14 protein-coding genes are annotated in these 18,106 nt (G+C 69.0%); 12 read left to right on the forward strand and 2 right to left on the reverse strand.

The features are described from left to right. Positions 1 to 50: 50 nt before the first annotated feature. A complete protein-coding gene (locus ACO0M4_RS05475; protein WP_430368476.1) occupies positions 51 to 923 on the reverse strand; it encodes a PaaX family transcriptional regulator in 873 nt (290 codons plus the stop codon). A 4-nt stretch (positions 924 to 927) separates the two neighbouring features. Next, positions 928 to 2,535 (reverse strand): AMP-binding protein, encoded by a 1,608-nt coding sequence (locus tag ACO0M4_RS05480; protein WP_430368477.1) that lies wholly within the window; start codon positions 2,533 to 2,535, stop codon positions 928 to 930. A 192-nt stretch (positions 2,536 to 2,727) separates the two neighbouring features. Here ACO0M4_RS05480 and ACO0M4_RS05485 point away from each other — a divergent pair, with 192 nt between their 5' ends. The 12 genes from ACO0M4_RS05485 to ACO0M4_RS05540 all read left to right on the forward strand — a co-directional run bounded on the left by ACO0M4_RS05485 (position 2,728) and on the right by ACO0M4_RS05540 (position 18,091). After that, the gene (locus ACO0M4_RS05485) at positions 2,728 to 3,897 is read left to right on the forward strand and encodes an acyl-CoA dehydrogenase family protein (protein WP_430368478.1); all 1,170 of its coding nucleotides are present in this window, start codon (positions 2,728 to 2,730) and stop codon (positions 3,895 to 3,897) included. Between the two features lie 1,439 nt (positions 3,898 to 5,336). Further along, a complete protein-coding gene (locus tag ACO0M4_RS05490) occupies positions 5,337 to 5,855 on the forward strand; it encodes a hypothetical protein (RefSeq protein ID WP_430368479.1) in 519 nt (172 codons plus the stop codon). Further along, positions 5,852 to 6,325, forward strand: coding sequence for an N-acetyltransferase family protein (locus tag ACO0M4_RS05495; RefSeq protein ID WP_430368480.1), 474 nt, complete (start codon positions 5,852 to 5,854; stop codon positions 6,323 to 6,325). Before ACO0M4_RS05490 ends, ACO0M4_RS05495 begins: the two co-directional genes overlap by 4 nt. 17 nt (positions 6,326 to 6,342) lie before the next feature. Further along, positions 6,343 to 7,998: an amino acid adenylation domain-containing protein gene (locus tag ACO0M4_RS05500; protein WP_430371262.1), complete on the forward strand. Its 1,656-nt coding sequence runs from the start codon at positions 6,343 to 6,345 to the stop codon at positions 7,996 to 7,998. Next, positions 7,991 to 8,905 (forward strand): alpha/beta hydrolase fold domain-containing protein, encoded by a 915-nt coding sequence (locus ACO0M4_RS05505; protein WP_430368481.1) that lies wholly within the window; start codon positions 7,991 to 7,993, stop codon positions 8,903 to 8,905. Before ACO0M4_RS05500 ends, ACO0M4_RS05505 begins: the two co-directional genes overlap by 8 nt. A 105-nt stretch (positions 8,906 to 9,010) precedes the next feature. Continuing rightward, a complete protein-coding gene (locus tag ACO0M4_RS05510; protein ID WP_430368483.1) occupies positions 9,011 to 10,657 on the forward strand; it encodes an AMP-binding protein in 1,647 nt (548 codons plus the stop codon). After that, a complete protein-coding gene (locus tag ACO0M4_RS05515; RefSeq protein WP_430368484.1) occupies positions 10,648 to 11,340 on the forward strand; it encodes a rhodanese-like domain-containing protein in 693 nt (230 codons plus the stop codon). The genes ACO0M4_RS05510 and ACO0M4_RS05515 overlap by 10 nt, the downstream gene beginning before the upstream one ends. 46 nt (positions 11,341 to 11,386) lie before the next feature. Next, positions 11,387 to 12,640, forward strand: coding sequence for an NAD(P)/FAD-dependent oxidoreductase (locus ACO0M4_RS05520; protein ID WP_430368486.1), 1,254 nt, complete (start codon positions 11,387 to 11,389; stop codon positions 12,638 to 12,640). Positions 12,641 to 12,686: 46 nt separating this feature from the next. Beyond that, positions 12,687 to 13,670, forward strand: coding sequence for a DMT family transporter (locus ACO0M4_RS05525; protein WP_430368488.1), 984 nt, complete (start codon positions 12,687 to 12,689; stop codon positions 13,668 to 13,670). 195 nt (positions 13,671 to 13,865) lie between these two features. After that, the gene (locus tag ACO0M4_RS05530; protein ID WP_430368489.1) at positions 13,866 to 14,420 is read left to right on the forward strand and encodes a DUF3291 domain-containing protein; all 555 of its coding nucleotides are present in this window, start codon (positions 13,866 to 13,868) and stop codon (positions 14,418 to 14,420) included. Positions 14,421 to 14,996: 576 nt separating this feature from the next. Next, the gene (locus tag ACO0M4_RS05535; RefSeq protein WP_430368491.1) at positions 14,997 to 16,970 is read left to right on the forward strand and encodes a class I tRNA ligase family protein; all 1,974 of its coding nucleotides are present in this window, start codon (positions 14,997 to 14,999) and stop codon (positions 16,968 to 16,970) included. Further along, positions 16,967 to 18,091: an NAD(P)/FAD-dependent oxidoreductase gene (locus ACO0M4_RS05540; protein ID WP_430368492.1), complete on the forward strand. Its 1,125-nt coding sequence runs from the start codon at positions 16,967 to 16,969 to the stop codon at positions 18,089 to 18,091. Before ACO0M4_RS05535 ends, ACO0M4_RS05540 begins: the two co-directional genes overlap by 4 nt. The last annotated feature ends 15 nt before the right edge of the window (positions 18,092 to 18,106 follow it).

The following is an 18,106-nucleotide window of genomic DNA, read 5'->3' on the forward strand; positions in this document are numbered from 1 at the left end:
TACGAGGACGCGGGCTGCCTCCCATTCGAGCGGAGTCGAGAATGGGAGGTTCAGCCGGCGTCCTGGGTGCGGAACGACCCGGCCGTCGCCTCCTGCACGTAAGGGGCGCCGGCCGCCCGCAGTTTGCCATGCAGCCGGCCGAACACCTCCGCCGCCCGACCGCCCGGCCAGTCCGCCGGCAGGAGGGCCGGGGGCAGCCCGGGATCCGCATAGGGCAGGTGGCGCCAGGCGTCCAGGGCGAGCAGGTAGTCGCGGTAGGCCGCCTCGGGGGGAAGCGAGCGGCGCCGGGTCCAGCGCTCCAGGACCGGTTCGTGCGCGGCCAGGAAAGCGCGGTGGCGCGCGGCGAGGGCGTCCAGGTCCCACCAGCGCGCCACGGCCTGCGCGGTGGGCGTGAAACCGGCATGGGTACCGGTGAACAGGTCGACGTAGGGAGCCAGTTGGAGCCGCTCCAGGGTGTGACGGGTCTCCTCGTAGAGGTGCGCGGGGGCGATCCAGACGCCGGGCGCGGCGGTGCCGAAGCCCAGCCGGGCGAGCCGGGAGCGCAGGAGGTGACGCTTGTGCCGCTCCTCCTCGGGGACGGAGAAGACGGCCAGCACCCAGCCCTCACCCGGCGGGCGGGCCGGCCGCCCGAATATCCGGCGGTCGCCGTCCTCCAGCAACTGGCGGCCCGCGTCGGACAGGCCGTACGCGGCGGCGCCCGCGGCTGTGCGCTCCGCGACCAGCAGCCCACGGCGCTTGAGCCGGGAGACCGCGGAACGCACCGACGGCGGATCCACCCCGAGCACCCCGAGCAGCCGGATCAGCGCGGCCACCGGCACCGGGCCGGGCGCGCCGCCGGAACCGTCCACGGCGCCGCGTCCGTAGGCCCCGTAGAAGGTGACGATCAGGGACCGCGGGGTGTGCTGGGCTTGCTCGTCGCTCACCGGGTCACTCTAGATCCCGGTCGCGCAGTCGGAAGCGCTGGAGCTTGCCGGTCGGGGTGCGCGGCAGCGCGGTGTGGAAGACCACCTCGCGCGGGCACTTGTAGGGCGCGATCCGGGATTTGACGAACGCCCGCAGCGCCGCGACGGTCTCCGCCCCGGGCGGCACGCCGTCCCGCAGCACCACATGGGCGACGACCACCTGGCCACGGTCCGCGTCGGCCCGACCGACCACCGCCGCCTCGGTGACGTCCGGATGTCGCAGCAGGGCGTCCTCCACCTCGGGGCCGGCGATGTTGTACCCGGCCGAGATGATCATGTCGTCCGCGCGGGCCACGTAGCGGAAGTAGCCGTCCCGGTCCCGTACGTAGGTGTCGCCGGTGAGGTTCCAGCCGTCGCGGACGTAGCCGGTCTGTCGGGTGTCGGCCAGATAGCGGCAGCCGGTCGGGCCGCGGACCGCGAGCAGCCCCGGTTCGCCGTCCGGAATCGGCCGGCCGTCCGGACCCACCACACGCGCCTCGAAACCGGGCACCGGCAGCCCCGTCGTCCCCGGCCGGATCGCGTCGTCGGCGGCGGACAGGAAGATGTGCAGCAGCTCCGTGGCGCCGATCCCGTTGATGATCCGCAGGCCGGTCGCCTCGTGCCAGGACCGCCAGGTCGCGGCGGGCAGGTTCTCACCGGCCGACACGCAGCGGCGGAGCGAGGTCAGATCGTGCCCGGCGAGCTTGGGCAGCATCGCCCGGTAAGCGGTCGGCGCGGTGAACAGCACCGAGATCCGGTGGGACGCGATATCGCCGAGCAGCCGCTCCGGCCCGCCCCAGTCGGCCAGGTACGCCGAGGCCCCGACCCGCAACGGGAAGACCACCAGCCCGCCGAGCCCGAAGGTGAAGCCGAGCGGCGGACTGCCGGCGAACACGTCGTCCGGACGCGGCCGCAGCACCTGCGTCGAGAAGGTGTCCGCGATGGCCAGCACATCGCGGTGGAAGTGCAGACACCCCTTGGGGCGGCCGGTGGTGCCCGAGGTGAAGGCGATCAGCGCGACGTCGTCGGAGGCGGTCGGCACCGCGCGGTACGGCGCGCCACCGGGTCGCGCGCACTGCGCCAGGTCGTCCGGGCCCTCCCCGCCGAACGTCGTGATCCGCAACCCCGGGACCTCGGCCCGGACCAGATCGTCCACCGCACCGGCGTCGCACAGCGCGTGCCGGACCCGGGCGAGCCGGCAGATCGTGGCGAGTTCGTCCGGCCGGTGCGCGGCCAGGACGGTCACCGCCACCGCGCCGGCCTTCATGACCGCGAGCCAGCAGGCGGCCAGCCAGGGCGTGGTGGGACCGCGCAGCAGCACGCGGTTGCCCGGGACGACGCCGAGTGGGCCGGTGAGGGCGTGGGCGATCGCATCGACCCGCGCCCGCAACTCCTCGTAGGACCACACCCGGCCGTGTGCGTCGCGGACCGCGGGCCGGTCCGGGCCCAGCCGGGCGATGGTGCCGTCGAGGAGTTCCGCGCCGCAGTTCAGTCGGTCGGGATAGCCCAGGTCGGTGAGGTGCGGCCACTGCTCGGGCGGTGGCAGCCGGTCGCGCGTGAAGGTGTCGGTGTGGGCCGAGGACCGTAGCTCCATGCGGGGTGCGCCCCCTTGGGCCGGGTGGCCGCCGGGCGGCCGGGGAGGGGTGGAGGTCGGGGTGAGGGGACCGGGGAGGACTGCCGTACGGATCCTCGTCAGCGTAACGTCTTCGTGACGGCAGTCAACAGACCGCGATAACCGGCCGCCGGGCCGTCGCCGCGTCCGGTACCGCTACCAGGGGAGCCGCTCGTGACCGCATTCGCACTGGGACCGGAGGAACAGCAATGGTGCGCCCAGCTGCGCGCCAGGACGGCCGAACGGCTGCGCCCCCTGGCGGAGAAGGGGGAACCCGGCCGGGTCAACCGCCCCCTGGTCGCCGCCCTCGGCGAACTGGGCCTGCTGCAACGGCTCTTCCCCGACGGCGGTAGCCCGCGGGCCCTGGACCTGTGCCTGCTGCGGGAGTCGCTGGCCCAGGAGTGCACCGAGGCGGAGACCGCCCTCGCGCTCCAAGGGCTGGGGGCCTGCCCGATCGTCCAGTCCGGGACGGACGCCCAACGGGCCCGCTGGCTACCGGAGGTGACGGCCGGCCGGGCGGTCGCGGCCTTCGCGCTGAGCGAACCGGGTGCGGGTTCGGACGCCGCGGCGCTCGCCCTGGCCGCCGAGCCCGACGGCCCCGGCCGCTGGCGGCTGACCGGCGAGAAATGCTGGATCTCCAACGCGCCCGAGGCCGACTTCGCCACCGTCTTCGCCCGCACCGGCGACGCCGACGGGGCCCGCGGCATCACCGCCTTCCTCGTCCCCGCCGACCGCCCGGGCCTGGGCGGCGAACGGCTGGACATGCTCAGCCCGCACCCGATCGGCACCCTGGTCTTCGACGGCACGCCGGTGACCGGGGCGGACGTGCTCGGCGAGGTGGGCGGCGGGTTCGGGGTGGCGATGCGCACCCTGAACCTCTTCCGGCCGAGCGTGGGCGCCTTCGCGGTCGGCATGGCGCAAGCCGCGCTGGACGCCGCGCTGGCGCACGCCGGTACGCGCACCGCATTCGGCGGACCGCTCAAGGACCTCCAGTCCGTCGGCCACCGGCTCGCCGAAATGGCCACCCACGTCGAGGCCGCCCGGCTGCTGGTGTACGCGGCCGCGGCCGCCTACGACCGCGGCGCCCCGGACATCGCCCGCCGCTCGGCGATGGCCAAACTCCTCGCCACCGAGACCGCCCAGGACGTCGTCGACGCCGCCGTCCAGATCCACGGCGCCCGCGCCCTGCGCCGCGGCCACCTCCTGGAACACCTCTACCGCGAGGTCCGCGCCCCCCGTATCTACGAGGGCGCCACGGAGGTCCAACGCTCCCTCATCGCCAAGGAGTTGTATCGGAACCCCGCTCGGCCACCGGCCGGCTCCGGGGGTGAACACCGGGGCTGAACAGCGGGGCCGAACAAGGGCGGTCGGGAACCGCAGCCGGCGTGCGGAGGGGGCGACGGGCCGCGGCGTGGCGTCGTGGCCCCGAGCCCACCGCGCTGTGCGCCGAACCGTACCGGCACCGCCGCGGCGGTTCCCGTTCCCGGCGCGCAGGCGCCGCCCGTTCCCGACGGTGTCTCCTGCCCGCCGACCCCCCTGCGCCGATGGGTCAGGGGGTTGCGCAACGCCCGTGCGACCGCGGCCTGTTCGGTGGCCGCACCCGGACCGTCGCGGCCGGGACCGGGGCGACCTCCCGGCTCGAAGGGCAAGCGCGGAGCCCCGCTTCATGACGTCGGCAAGACGGTCGAACGCGCCGCATTGATCAAGGCGCATCAAGCCCGACGAAGTTAAACATCGTGTTAATTCCCGCGGGAGTGGACCCTGCGTGCACGCATCAGTACGGGTGATGCACAGGGCCCTCTCGCGGGCAGGTGGATCCTTACACGCACTTAATCAACCTGCAAGGTCCTGGGGCAGGTTGAGGTCCCGAAAATGCCCAATCCATGGGACGCGATGGCGTATCCGCAGACCAACCGGCGTTTCGGATCTCATTACTTGGGAACTCGCCGGCCAATGCTTGACATGATCTATCGGCCCCGAACTACAGTTACGCGAGTGCTGGCAGTCCGACCTCTAGCTTCTCCACCGTGAGGAGTGGTCGGCTTTCGTGGAGTGCAGTGATGGAGGGGGCTGTCATGAGGAGTCTCGCGGCAGATGCCGAGACTATTGACAGCGCGCTCGCGGAAGGGGTTTGGGATTCTCGACTAAATAACGGAGGGTGTGGCGCGGTTCTCTCTCGGTGTCCCTTGGATGCTGGACTCTGTAGGGCTGCCCGCCGGAATGAACGCTGATCCGCTCCGGGTCGACTATCAGAGTTCGCAGTGCCATTCATTCCGCACTCTCCCCGAGGGGTTCCGCCCTTTGGGTTCGTTTGATGTCTCACCATGGCCGTTGCAAGGCCCTCTGAAGCGCCTTTCCGCCGAGGCCGACCTGGCCTGCTGACGGCGGCTCACCGTCCTGCCAGCGCCTGCCTGACCTGCGGCAAGGACATGAACGACAGGAAGGAGGACCGCCCCGGCGCGGTCGGAGTCGGTGCACACCCGGGCACACCGGGAACGCCCGCGTACCCCGACCGGCAGGGGAAACAGCCATGAAGTCGAAAAACGGACTCCAGCAATCGGTAATCCAGACCTCGACACGCCTGAACGATTGCGTGTTCAATAGCGACCAAACGCTTTGACCGTCCCGGCCATCAGCGTCGACACGGACAGAAGAGCAGCTTTCTCCTGGATCACCACTCTGGGTGCAACCAGAGAGATCCGGATCGAATACCGCACGAGTCGTGAAGCGGATGGATATCTTCCGTGGCGACGATCTGAGGCATTTCGGAGGCGAACGAGCGCATGGTGGAGAGGCAATTATCCGAGGGCGAGGAACGCCGTCATGCGAACCCGCTGACGTACGCGCCGCGCCTGGTCAAGGCGCTCCCGCCGCTGGAGGTGCGCGGCCGGACCCTGAAGGCGTACGCGATGTTCGCGGAGCCGGAGCGCTCCGCCACCCTCCCGACGCCCCAGTGGCTGCAACAGCAGGCCGCCTCGGTGCTGCGCGAACCCCCACAACAGGGGGACCACCCCGTCGGCTTCCTGATCCTGCACTATGGAACGGAAGGCGACTACCTGCTGGTGAGCCAGTGGTACGACGCCAACATGCTCAAGCACTGGGTGCGCGGCTCGGCGGTCGACGCCGAGGGGAACGCCACGCTCAGTCCCCTCGTCCAGCGCGATCTGATCGCCTGCGTCTGGGAGCTTGAGGTCATCAAGTTCGAGCGCGACGCGTGGGTCAACACCGTGCTGGCGCAGGGCCGGCTCGACCAGACCTCGCTCGACGCGTACCTGGCCACGACCTTCTCGGGGTGGGTATGAGCAGCGACATCAAGGTGCGGCCGATCGAGCCGGGCGACCTGGACGCGCTGCTGGCGCTGTGTCGCGAGCACGCGGCGTACGAGAAGGCGGAGTTCCGCGAGAACGGCCAAGTCGAGCGCTGGCGTGCGGCGTTGTTCTCGGAGCACCCGGCGCTGTACGGCTGGATCGCGACGGACGGCGGGGAGCCCTGCGGCTTCATGACCGTCACCATCGACTTCGCCACCTGGGGCGCCGAACCGTTCGCCTACATGGACTGCCTGTACCTCCAGGAGCCGTACCGGGGGAGGGGGCTCGGCCGCACCTTCTTCGAGCGGCTGCGGGAGTTCTCCGTCGCGCAGGGATGCGGCCGGGTCGAGTGGCAGACCCCTCCGGACAACGAGCTCGGCATCGGCTTCTACCAGCGCATGGGCGCCACGGCCAAACCCAAGGTTCGCTTCCACTACGACGTTGAGGGGCGGGGCGTCTCGTGACCGAGACTTCGCTATCGGTGACATCGGAGCCTTCAATACCCGTCGCATCGCCGGCACCGCTGCCCCCGTGGTCGCTTGACGCCGCCGACCGGGCCCTACCGCCGCCGGCGCTCGGCGACATCGTTCGAGCGGCGGCGAGCAACTGGCCGGACCGCCCGGCGCTCCACGACGGGCAAATCGGCCTCACCTTCGCCGAGTTGGAACGCCAGGCCCGAGCGCTCGCGGCCTGGCTGAGCGAACAGGGCGTCGTCGCCGGGGACCGGGTCGCGATCCTGGCTGAGAAGCGCGCGATCATGCCCGTCCTGGCCCTCGGGATCTGGAAGTGCGGCGCCGTCTACGTCCCGCTCGACGCCGCGCAGCCGGTCCCTCGCCTGCGCGGTCTGCTCGGTCGGCTGCAGCCGCGTGTCGTGATCGCGCTGGACGACCGGGAGCCGGCGGTCGCCGACGTCCGCTGGGTGGGCCGGACGCAGCTCGACGCGGTCCTGTCGGGACCGGCCCCGGACCGGCCGGCCGTGGTGCAGCGGCCCGAGGACACGGCGTACATCATCTTCACGTCGGGGTCGACGGGAGAGCCCAAGGGCGTCGAGATCAGCGTCGCCAGCCTGGTCGCGTACTTCGGGAACCACAACGAGGTGCTCCGGTTCACCCCGGACTCACGGGTCTTCAGCCTGTCCCCGTTCCACTTCGACGTGTCGATCGAGGACACGCTGCTGCCCCTGTCGCTGGGCGCGTTCGTCTACCAGTTCCGCGGCGTCCACGCCGGCGCCATCATGCGCGCGATCATCAAGCGCGAACGGATCACGCATCTGATCGCGGTGTCCACGCTCCTGACCATGATCACGGAGAACGGGCGTCACGTCACAAGGGAGAACTTCCCCTGTCTGCAGATGGTGATGACGGGCGCGGAGGTCTGCGACCCCGGTGTCATCAACGTCTGGAAGACCGGCCTCCCCGAGGTACGCGTCATCAACGCCTACGGGCCGACCGAGGCGACGATCGTCTGCCTCACCCATGAGATCGAACGGGCCGACGAGGAGCGGATGAGCTCCTACCCGATCGGCCGCCCCCTGCGCGGCGTGGCGGCGCGGATCATGGAAGACGGTGCCGAGGTCCACGAGCACGGCCGGGCCGGTGAGTTGTGGATCGGCGGCGAGCAGGTGATGCGCGGCTACTTCGGCCAACCGGAGGAGACCGCCCGCCGCGTGGTCGAGGTGGACGACGTCCGTTACTACCGCACGGGCGACATGTGCAGCTACGACCAGGACGGCAACATCGTGTTCCACGGCCGGAACGACGACGAGGTGAAGCTGGCCGGCCGCCGGATCCACCTGGGCGAGATCCGACAGATCGCGCTGGGCTCCCCGGGCGTCGAGCGGGCGGCCGTCGCGACGGTCCCGCGCCACGGCCACGACGTGATCGCGCTCGTGGTGATGGCGCCGGAACGGGCGGTGGTGGCGGACGTCGAGAAGCGACTGGTGGACCTGCTGCCCGAGTACATGCGCCCGGCGCTCGTCGCCTGGTCGCCTGAGCTCACCGTGTCCTCGACGGGCAAGACGGACGAGAACCGACTGATGCGACGGCTCGCCGAGGCAGCCCAGGGGTCGACCGCGACCCACTTCGCGCTCACGCCCGGTGGGGACGTCGAGCCCATCGACGGGGACGGCCATGTCTGACACGGAAGCGCGGTCCCTGCACGTCGAGTTCGGCCGCCTGGCCGCCGCCAGGAAGATCATGGCGGTGCGGGCGTCCACCGGCTCGCTCGCGGACGACCGGGTGAACGCCGAGCGGTGGATCGCGCGCTTCGGCAGCGTGGCCGAGCCGGACGACGGCGCGTCGCTCGACGCGGAGGAGCAGTCGGTGATCATCCGGCCGGCACAGGAGGCCGCAGACAGCCCCCATGTCCTGTACATCCACGGCGGCGGGATGGTCTATTACTCGACGGCCGTCTTCCGACCCTTCCTGCGGACGCTGGCGGACACCCTGCACGCGCCCGTGGAGGCGTTCGAGTACCTGAAGGCGCCGGAACACACCGTTGAGCAGTCGGTGGAGCGGCTGGCAGGGCATATCGCGGCGCGATGCCGCACGTTGGGGGACCGGCCACTCGTCATCGCCGGTGACAGCGTCGGCGGACTGCTCGCGCTCTACCTCAGCCTGCGAGTGCTGCCGGGGGCCTTCTCGCGCATCGTGCTGATCTACCCGGTCCTCGACCTTCAGACGGAGCGCGCGTCCTACCGGACGTTCGGGGCGGGCTACTTCCTCGACAGCGGCAGCATGCGGCTCTTCAAGTCGCTACTGAAACCTTTCTTCTCGGAGCGCGACTTCGATCCGTTTTCCCTGTCGGAGAGCGATCTGGGGCAGCTGCCGGCCTGCTCGATCGTGACGTCCGGCTGCGACGTACTCCGCGACGAAGGACTCGCCTGGGTGGGGCACTTGGCCGATCGGTCGGTCAGACTGCGGCATCAGCACTTCCCGGATCTTCCGCACGACTTCTGTCTGTATGCCGGCAAACTGGATTCAGCCAGGAGTGCCGTTGCCGAGATCGCCGGGACCGCATTTCAGCTTGAGGAAAGTCATTTCTAGTCGCCCATCGAATTCGCGGCGACGGAGTTATCAATTGTCTTGACGGTCGATATTGCCGTCATTAAATTTGGTACGAGAAATACGACTCGAAGGGCAGGATTGAGAGTGGTAGTCAAAGCTGAGCCGATGGCATTACCACCGTGGTCGATCGATCCTGCCGACGCGACCAGCCCGGCACCAGCTCTCGGTGATCTGCTGGTGGCTCCGGCCCTCAAGTGGCCGGACCGCACGGCGATCAACGACGGAGACGTCAGCTACACGTTCGCCCAGCTTGAACAGGCCGCCCTGGCGGTTGCGGCCTGGCTGACCGAGCAGGGGGTCGGTGCGGGGGACCGCGTGGCGATCCTGGCCGAGAAGCGCGCCGTCATGCCGATACTCGCCCTCGCCATCTGGAAGTGCGGAGCCGTCTACGCCCCGCTCGACGCCGCTGAGCCGGCGGCCCGACTGCACGGACTGCTCACGCGTCTGCAGCCGGTGGTCGTGGTGTCCCTGGATGACCGGGATCCGATTGCCCCGACCGGCTGTTGGCTGGGCCGGGAACAACTGGCCGCGATCCTGTCCGGGCCGGCGGCGACCCATTCCACCGTGCCCCATCGACCGGAGCAGGCCGCGTACATCATCTTCGCCTCCAGTCCGACTGGTGAGCCGCAAGGTGTCGAGAACAGCGCTGACGGCCTCCGCGCCTATTTCGGCAACCACAACCAGGTGCTCCGCTTCACGTCGGACTCTCGCGTGCTGAGCCTGTCTCCCTTCCATGTCGATGTGTCGATGGAAGACACGCTGCTCCCCTTGTCGCTGGGGGCGTTCGTCTATCAATTCCGCAATCTCCCCGCCGGTGCCGTCATGCGCGCCGTACTCGGCCGTGAGCGCATCACGCATCTGATCGCGGTCTCGATGCTCCTGGCCATGATCACCGGGGATGGGCGTCAGCTCACCCGGGCCAAGCTGCCCGCCCTGGAGACGGTGATGACGGGTGCCCAGGTGTGCGACCCGGCTGTCATGGACATATGGCGACAGCAACTACCGGATACCCGCGTCCTCCACGCCTTCGGCCCGCCCGAGGCCACGATCTTCTGCCTGACCTACGAGATCGGGCACGAGAATGCGGAACGCGGGACCGCGTATCCCATCGGCCGACCGCTGCGGGGAATGGACGCGAAGATCATGAAGGATGGGGTGGAACTCCATCAGCCCGGCGCGCAGGGGGAACTCTGGGTCGGCGGCGAACAGGTGATGCGCGGCTACTTCGACCACCCCGAAGAAACCGCCCGACTTGTCATCGATGTGGACGGGACACCCTATTTCCGGACCGGGGACATCTGTAGCTACCAGCCGGACGGCAACATCGTGTTCCATCGTCACGACGACGAGGAGATCGCGTGGTTGGCGGGTCGCCGTACCCACCTGGGGGAGATCCGCCGGGCTGCCTTGAGTTGTTCCGGCGTCGACCGGGTGGTGGTGGCCGTGATCCGGCGCAATCGTCGCGACGTGGTTGCTCTCGTCGTCATGTCGGAGGCCCGACAGGCGGTAGCCGACACAGAAGCGCACCTGCGCAGTGTGCTGCCCGACTATATGCGTCCAACCCTGTTGGTCTGGTCGCCTGTTGTATCCGCCACATCGACTGCGGAGACCGATGAACGTCACTTGATTGAACGGGTCACGGAAGCAGCTCAGCAGTCGAACTCCAACTATTTCGCACTGTCGGCCGATGGCGCCGTCGAGCCTATTGAGAAGGTGGAGCCATGTCTGTAGCGGTGAAAGATAAGGTCGCCGAAAACCTGGAGGCGGCGCTGGGCAAGCCGGTGGACCTTGACCCGCTGCCCGACGATACGGCGCTCAACACCCTTGGTCTGGACTCCCTCTTGACCATCAGTGTCCTGGTCACGCTTCTGGAAGACTGCGGCGTCGACCTGGGAGAGCATGCGGACTCGCTGGTCACCCCGAGCACCCTCGGCGATCTTTTTGCCATCGCCGACCGGTTCATGGGAGACCAGGAATCGACCTCGAATGAGAGTGACATGTCCCGAGAACAGCGTTCGCAGTTGGACTTCTATCAGGAGAAACTGGCCTATGAGATCGACTCTGCGGATCTGAAGGCGGCTCTCGAAGACGGCCAGGAGCTGGTCGTCGTCGACGGCCGGAGCAGCGAGTCCTACGAGCTCGAGCATATTCCCGGCGCGATCAGCATTCCGCACCGCTCGATCTCCCAGGACTCACTGGCCAGTCTCTCCACAACACCGCTGTACGTCGCCTACTGCGATGGCATCGGCTGCAACGCCTCCACCAAGACGGCGATCAAACTGGCGACCTTGGGCTTTCGGGTCAAGGAGCTGATCGGCGGCCTGGATTGGTGGAAGCGGGATGGCCATGCCACCGAAGGACGGGCCTCTCAATGCGGTGCCTCCGCCCACGTCGACTGCGGGTGTGCCGGCTAGGTAGCAGGGAGAGAGTCAGCCCGAGCAGAGAGATGGTAGTCGACCTGTGAGTACTTCGAAGTTCGACCAGTCGCAGTTGGATGTCGCGGTGGTGGGTGGGAGCATCGCCGGCTGTGCCACCGCAATCCGCTTCAGTCAGATGGGATATCGGGTAGCGGTCTTCGACAAGAAGGCCATGAACGACCAGTCCCATAAGCGGCTCTGCACCCATTTCATTCAGCCGCACTCGGTGCCGCTACTGGCCGAGCTCGGGCTGGCCCACCTCTACGAGCCTGCCTGGTCCGTGTCCACCAAGGCCATCTTCGTCACGCCCGGGGGTGTGGTCGAGGCGCCCGGGGGCTATGACTCCGAGCAGCCGGATTCCTATGCGCTCAATCTGGAACGGCGGGTGCTCGACCCCGCACTGCGCGCAGCCGTGCGGGAGCAAGGCGTTCAGTACCTCGACGCCACCACCGTGGAGAAAATCGAAGAAGACGAATCCGGCTGGAGCCTCGATACCCGCAGTGAGACCGGATCCCACCGCTTCCGGGCCCGTCTGGTGGTGGCTGCGGACGGGCGCCGTTCGCGGCTGGCCAAGGAGCTCGGCAACCCGACCGAAAGTCGCCCGAACGAGCGCGCAGCGCTCTTCGGTTACTTCTCGGGGATCAAGACTCGACCGGACAATCGCTCGGTCTTCATCATGAACGAGCGGGACCTGGCCTGCGTCTATCCGCTCGTCGAGGGCAGGACCCAGCTCGTTCTCTTCGCGGACAAGTCGCGGGTGGAGGGTTGGCACGGCGCGGACGGTCGGCTCCAGGAGTTCCTGAACTACTTCAATGACCTGCCGGAGGCACCGTCGGTGTCCGATGCGGTCCCGGAGACGGGTCTGCTGGGCTACAGCGACTATCCGAGCCAGATTCGTCAGCCGGTGTTGGGCTCGATCCCCTTCGTCGGAGACGCGGCCCTGTCGCTGGATCCGATGAGTGGCGTCGGTTGTGGATTCGCGTTGGTGTCGGCCGATCTACTGGCTCGCTCCTTCGCCGACCGCTCGTTGGCCAAGACTGATCTCGAAGACGGACTGGCCGAGTATCGGAAGCGGTTCGAAGACGTCATCCTCCCGCATGCCGAGGGCATATACGGGGACTCGCTCGTCGAAAAGAACGAGGCGTCCCGGCGGAGGATGTTCCAGGCCATCAGCGGCAATCAGGAGCTGAGCCAGAAATATCTGGCCCTCACCGGCCGCATGCTGATGCCAGGAGAATTTCAACGAGACCTTATGCGTGCGCTGATGACCCGGGGTGCCGCTGGTCTCAAGCGCTAGCCCGCCCCCCATACGGCCTGTAGAGTCAAGAAACTGTGATACGCGTATGACTAAAACTCCGTCACTTCTCATCGGGGTACTGTGCGGCATTAGTGCCAACCTGGTCTGGGGTCTGGCATTTCTGATCCCAGTGCTGCTCCCCACCTCGGACTCTGTCGCACTCGCGCTGGGACGGTACCTCTGCTTCGGAGTGGTATCGGTCGGCATCATGATCTTCACGCGCGGCGCCGGGATGCGCGGCTTGGATCGGAAAGTATGGCTCACGGCCCTGGCGTTCGCATTCGCCGGTCACCTGGGCTACTACTTCTTTCTGGTGCAGGGGATCACTCACGCCGGCTCGCCCATCACGACAGTGATCATCGGAACGCTGCCGGTGACCGTTGCGCTGACGGGAAACTGGGTCCGCAAGGAGTTCCCGTTCTCGCGCCTGCTGCTGCCGCTCGGATTCATCACGGTCGGTTTGGTCCTGGTCAACCTCAAGGAGGTCGACTGGGGAAGTGCCTTCAGCGGTCACACCGGAACGACTTGGGTGATCGGTATCGCATCGACACTGACGGCACTCGGCTTGTGGACGTGGTACGCAGTGGCCAATGCCAGCTTCCTTAGAAGGCATCCGGAGATCTCGTCGTACAACTGGTCCACGCTCATGGGCGTGTGCGCGCTGGCGCTGTCATTGGTCGCCCTGCCGGTCGCCACGGTCTCCGGCGGAATACACGTCGACCGTGCGGGCATCCTCCCCATCATTATCGGAAGTCTGGTTCTCGGGGTGCTCGTTTCATGGGTCGGAACGGTACTCTGGAACCGTTCCTCGGGGTTGGTGCCGATTTCCATCGCGGGGCAGCTCGCCGTTGTCCAGATGATTTCTGGATTGATCTATGTCTTCGCGTGGTCGCGCCGCATGCCACCGCTGTTGGAGCTGGCTGGAATCGCATTGCTCATCGGCGGTGTGCTGTTGGCCATCCAGCGTACCCGCAAGAGTCGTCCGGCACCCGAAGTCAAAATCGCCGATAAAGCTGAGATGACGTCGTAAGTGGCATCCGGCCGGCTCCATGGAGGGCATCTCCCGGGCGTGTTGATCGCCGAGCGCGATCCGGACTGGCGGCAACCGGTGTACCAGCTGAGTGCGGAGAGCCGAGGGGTTGACCGCCGGGGGGACTGCCACGACGAATAGCGACCTTTGGGGCCGGCACCTGGCAAGGTACAGATAAGGGGAGGACAGAGACCGATGTCGCGCGTTGCGTTCACGACTTTCGCGATTCTGAAGAAGCCGTACGGGAATCCTGAGGTTCAGGAGTTCGACGACCTGACGCCGCCCACGTTCGAAGTAGCGGAAGGCAGCCCGGGATTCATCGCTCGGGCGAAAGAGGACCCGGGCCAGAGTCATCTCACCAACTTCGAGCGGGACTGGGGGGAGTGGGGCAAGTTCGACGTTCCGCGCTTCTACACGGGCGGCCGGAGCAACGAGACCGACAGCCGTGCTTCCACCCTGTCGCTGTGGAGCGATCTGGAGTCCGTCTTCTCCTTCGTCTACACGGGCCTGCATCGCAGCACGTTGAGCAGGCGGCACGAGTGGTTCCTCAAGCCCGAGTGGCCCAGCTACGCGATGTGGTGGGTCGCCGATGACACCATCCCCACCTGGTCGGACGCCTGTAGTCGGCTGGAGCACCTGCACGACAACGGTCCCAGTCCCACCGCGTTCAGTTTCCGTCAGGCTTTCACCCCAGACGGCACTCCGACTCGGGTGCGCGGTATGGCCGAGGAACGCAAGGCAGGCGCCTGATGCGTGCGGACCGTTCCGCGCCGCTTCTCCGCTGACCGTCAGCGCCGCGTCGTGCTTGGCCAGGTCGGACTCCAGCCGGACGACCTTCTTTGCGCAGTCGCTCCAGCTCCGTCTTCCCGGCGGCCCTGCCACCCTCGACCTCCTGGGCCGTGGCCATGAGGCGCTCGGTTTCCCCCACGGCATGACGCACGCGGAGGCCACGTTCGCCTCGCGCGGACCGGCGGCGATCGAGGGCAACGGATGCCGCGGCCGGGCGCGAGGGCTCGGGCACAGCGGGCTTCTGCTGCTGCCTTGAGGAGGACTGCACTGTTACCGGGCTCGACCTGCCACGCCCCGACCAGGACGCGGTGCTGATCGAAGCGGTGCCGCCGGCACGGGTGGGCACCGAGCCGCGCCGTCTACCCGCCGCACACATGCCGCGCTTCGCCTACCTCATCGCCGCAGGAGCTGGCCTCGAAGACTGCACGGCTCAACTCGACCGTCCAGAACAGGCCGTCCGCTTCACAGCGGGCCCGCGGCCCGCATCGCCAGCGCGCTGAGCTACCTCATCCATCCCACACCACCCAGGGGTTTTCTGTGATCACGCGTGCCTTCGACAGGTCGGCGATGACCTGGTCCTACGAGATGCACCTTCAACCCATGCTGTCCGCCGCCGACATCGAGGGGCTGCCGTTCGGCTCCGTCTTCGGCAGCGTCCCTGCGCACACCGTCTCGAAGCGACATGCCCACCAGGACGGCGAGATGTTCATCGTCCTGGCCGGTACGGCCTTCGTGGTGCTGGGGGACGAGGAGCGTGAGCTGGGACCCGGTTCGGTCGTCCACCTGTCGCCCTTCGGCTACCACGAGATCCGCAACGAGTCCGATGCGGCGTTCGACATCGTCTCGATCTACTGGGAACACATCCCGAGCGCGGTCAAGGCCCTTGAACAAGCCCCGCCGCGCGACGGGTTCCCCGAGCGGATGCTGGTCTTCTGCCCGCCGCCCACGCCCAACGGCGGCTTGCACCTGGGCCACCTCGCGGGCCCGTACGTCCGGGCCGACATGCTGGTGCGCGCGCTGCGCAGCATGGGCCGCGACGCTCGGTACATCACCGGCACCGATGACCACCAGTCGTATGTCGCCGCCGCCGCGCGACTGCGCGGCACGGAACCGGCCGACGTGGCCACGGCCGAAGGCGACGCCATCCTGGCGACCCTGCGCGCGGCCGGCGCCGGCGGCGACCGGCTCACCCGTCCCGCAGCGGACCCGGAGCACGCCGACCGGATCCGGGAGCTGCTCGCCCGGGTGGCCTCCTCGCCCGCCGCCACGGAGGAGGAGCGGGAGACGGCCTACTGCCCGAAGTGCGACCTGTCGCTGCACCAGGCTTTCGCGCGCGGGTGCTGCGGGCACTGCGGCGCGGCCAGCGACGGGGAGATCTGCGAGGCATGCGGCCGGCCCAACGAAGCCCGGGAGCTCACCGATCTGCAGTGCCGGATCTGCGGCACCCCGGCCGTCACCCGCCCGGAGCGGGCGCTGTGGCTGGACCTCGACGCCTACGCCGAGCAGCTGCGGGACTACCTGCGGAGCTCCTACACCTCGCCCGACCTTCAGGCACTGGTGGAGCGACTGCTGGACGAGGGGCTGCCCGCCTACCGGCTCGGCCGCACCACCGAATGGGGCGTCGCCCTGGGGGACGGCCAGGCCCTCGACGCCTGGGCGGACCTCGCGCTGACCTTCCTGGACGCCGCCCGCGCCGAGTCCGAGCAGGGTGGGCCGGCGAAGATCACGCTCTTCCTCGGCTACGACAACAGCTTCTACTACGCCGTCCTGTTGCCGATCTTGGCCTTCGCGGCCGACCTCGCCGACCACCTGCCCACCGCGTTCGTCACCAACCAGTTCCTGCACTTGGAGGACGCGAAGTTCTCCACCAGCCGGGGCCACGCGGTCTGGGCTGACGACGCGCTCGCCGCGGCGGGACCGGACGCCGTACGCCTGGCCCTGTTGCGCAACGCCCCGGAAGGACGCGTGACGCGGATCAGTCAGGAGCGCGCCGGTGAGCTCGCGCACGACCCGCTGTATCGCCAGGCTCGGGAGTGGTTGGGCGGCTTCGCGGCGCTGACCGAGGAGAGCGACGGCCAGGTGCCGGGCACCGGTGCCTGGACCGACGCGCACCGCGAGTTCTACCGCTATCTGAATCTGACCACCCGTCAACTCGATGGTCTGCTGCTCCCGGAGTCGTTCAGCGCGCGGGGATACGTCCACCTGCTGGAGTCCTTCGTGGCACGCGCGGTGGAGTTCCGGGCGACGGAGGAGGCGCTGCGCCGGGTCCCGTCACTGGCGGAGGAGGCGCGCACGAGCCTGGCCCTGGAGTACCTGGCGGCCAAGGTGTTCGCCGCGCTGGCCTGGCCGGTCACCCCCGAGCTGGCCCAGCAGGTCTGGGACTGGCTGGGCCAGCCCGCACATCCGGTTCGCGAGGCCGACTGGTCCTTCCTGCCTTCCGGCACCCGGTGCGCGTCAACTGCGCCTGACCTCACAGTGGCTGTCGTCCCCGCTGCGGGCGAGCGATCGTGAGCCAGGTCGGCTCGACGGCGTCCCCTCGCAGCGGAGACGTACCCGCCCGTGCGGACGTCGTGGTGGTGGGCGCCGGGATCACCGGCGCCTCCCTCGCGCACCACCTGGCACGCCGGGGGGTGTCCGTCGTCGTGATCGAGCAGTCGCCGCAGTCGGGCACGGGGGCCACCGGCCGCTCCGGCGGCATGGTGCGTGCCTACGACCCCGATCCGGCGATCGGGGAACTGGCGCTGCCGAGCCTGGCCACCTACCGGGACCCCGGGCGCTGGGCATCGGGACAAGCCCCGCTGCACGCCGTCGGCGCCGTGACCGCGGCCCACCCTGCCGAGGAGCCCGCCCTCCGGCAGGCCGCCGGGCGGATCAACGGCGCGCTGGGTACCTCGGCGCACGTGGTGGCGGAGTGCGACGAGGTGGCGGGGATACGCCTGGCCGGCGGCGTTGCCCTCGTCGAGCCGGAGGCGGGCTGGGTGGCTCCGGCGGACGTCACCGCGGACTGGCTGGTACAGGCACGCGCCGACGGTGCCGTGGTGTGCCACGGAGTTCGCGTGCGGGCAGTAGAGGCGCGTGGCGGACGCCCGGCGGTGCGCACGGACGCGGGCGTGATCAGTGCCGGGGCCGTGGTCGCGGCGGTCGGGCCCTGGGCGGCCGACCCGGTGCCCGGGTTGCGGCCGGCTTCGCCGGTCCGCTCGCGATCGATCCAGGTGAGCGTCGTCGAGCGCCGCCCTCCCGCGCCGGCCCACGCGACCTTCGTCGACCTGCGCACCGGGCTGTACGCCAAGCCGGTCGGCGCGGACCGGACGCTGATCGGTATGCCGCACCTCGTGTGGGACTCCCCCTTCGACGCGCAGCCGGACCCTGCGCATGCGCAGGCCACCGTTTCCGCGCTCAGTGCCCATTTCCCGTGGCTCACCACGGCGGTGCACCTCAGCACGGTGCGCGCCGCGGACGCCTACGGCTCGCCCGGGGCCGGCGGGCAGGCGTCCGGGCTGCTGGTGGGCACGGGCGTGCCGCACGTGTGGTCAGTGCGGGGCTGGAACGGCAGCGGTGTCAAGACGGCCCCGGAAGCCGGCCGCCGCATCGCGGACGCGTGCGTGACCGACGCCTTCTCCGACGTCGCCTGACAGCCGCCCGCCCGG

Source organism: Streptomyces sp. RGM 3693 (assembly GCF_050471125.1).
GTDB lineage: Bacteria > Actinomycetota > Actinomycetes > Streptomycetales > Streptomycetaceae > Streptomyces.

Excerpts from the sequence above, each read along its gene's own strand:
- ACO0M4_RS05505 (WP_430368481.1), top strand. The coding sequence starts at position 7,991 with ATGTCTGACACGGAAGCGCGGTCCCTGCACGTCGAGTTCGGCCGCCTG.
- ACO0M4_RS05530 (WP_430368489.1), top strand. The coding sequence starts at position 13,866 with ATGTCGCGCGTTGCGTTCACGACTTTCGCGATTCTGAAGAAGCCGTAC.
- ACO0M4_RS05525 (WP_430368488.1), top strand. The coding sequence starts at position 12,687 with ATGACTAAAACTCCGTCACTTCTCATCGGGGTACTGTGCGGCATTAGT.
- ACO0M4_RS05490 (WP_430368479.1), top strand. The coding sequence starts at position 5,337 with ATGGTGGAGAGGCAATTATCCGAGGGCGAGGAACGCCGTCATGCGAAC.
- ACO0M4_RS05515 (WP_430368484.1), top strand. The coding sequence starts at position 10,648 with ATGTCTGTAGCGGTGAAAGATAAGGTCGCCGAAAACCTGGAGGCGGCG.
- ACO0M4_RS05480 (WP_430368477.1), bottom strand. The coding sequence starts at position 2,535 with ATGGAGCTACGGTCCTCGGCCCACACCGACACCTTCACGCGCGACCGG.
- ACO0M4_RS05495 (WP_430368480.1), top strand. The coding sequence starts at position 5,852 with ATGAGCAGCGACATCAAGGTGCGGCCGATCGAGCCGGGCGACCTGGAC.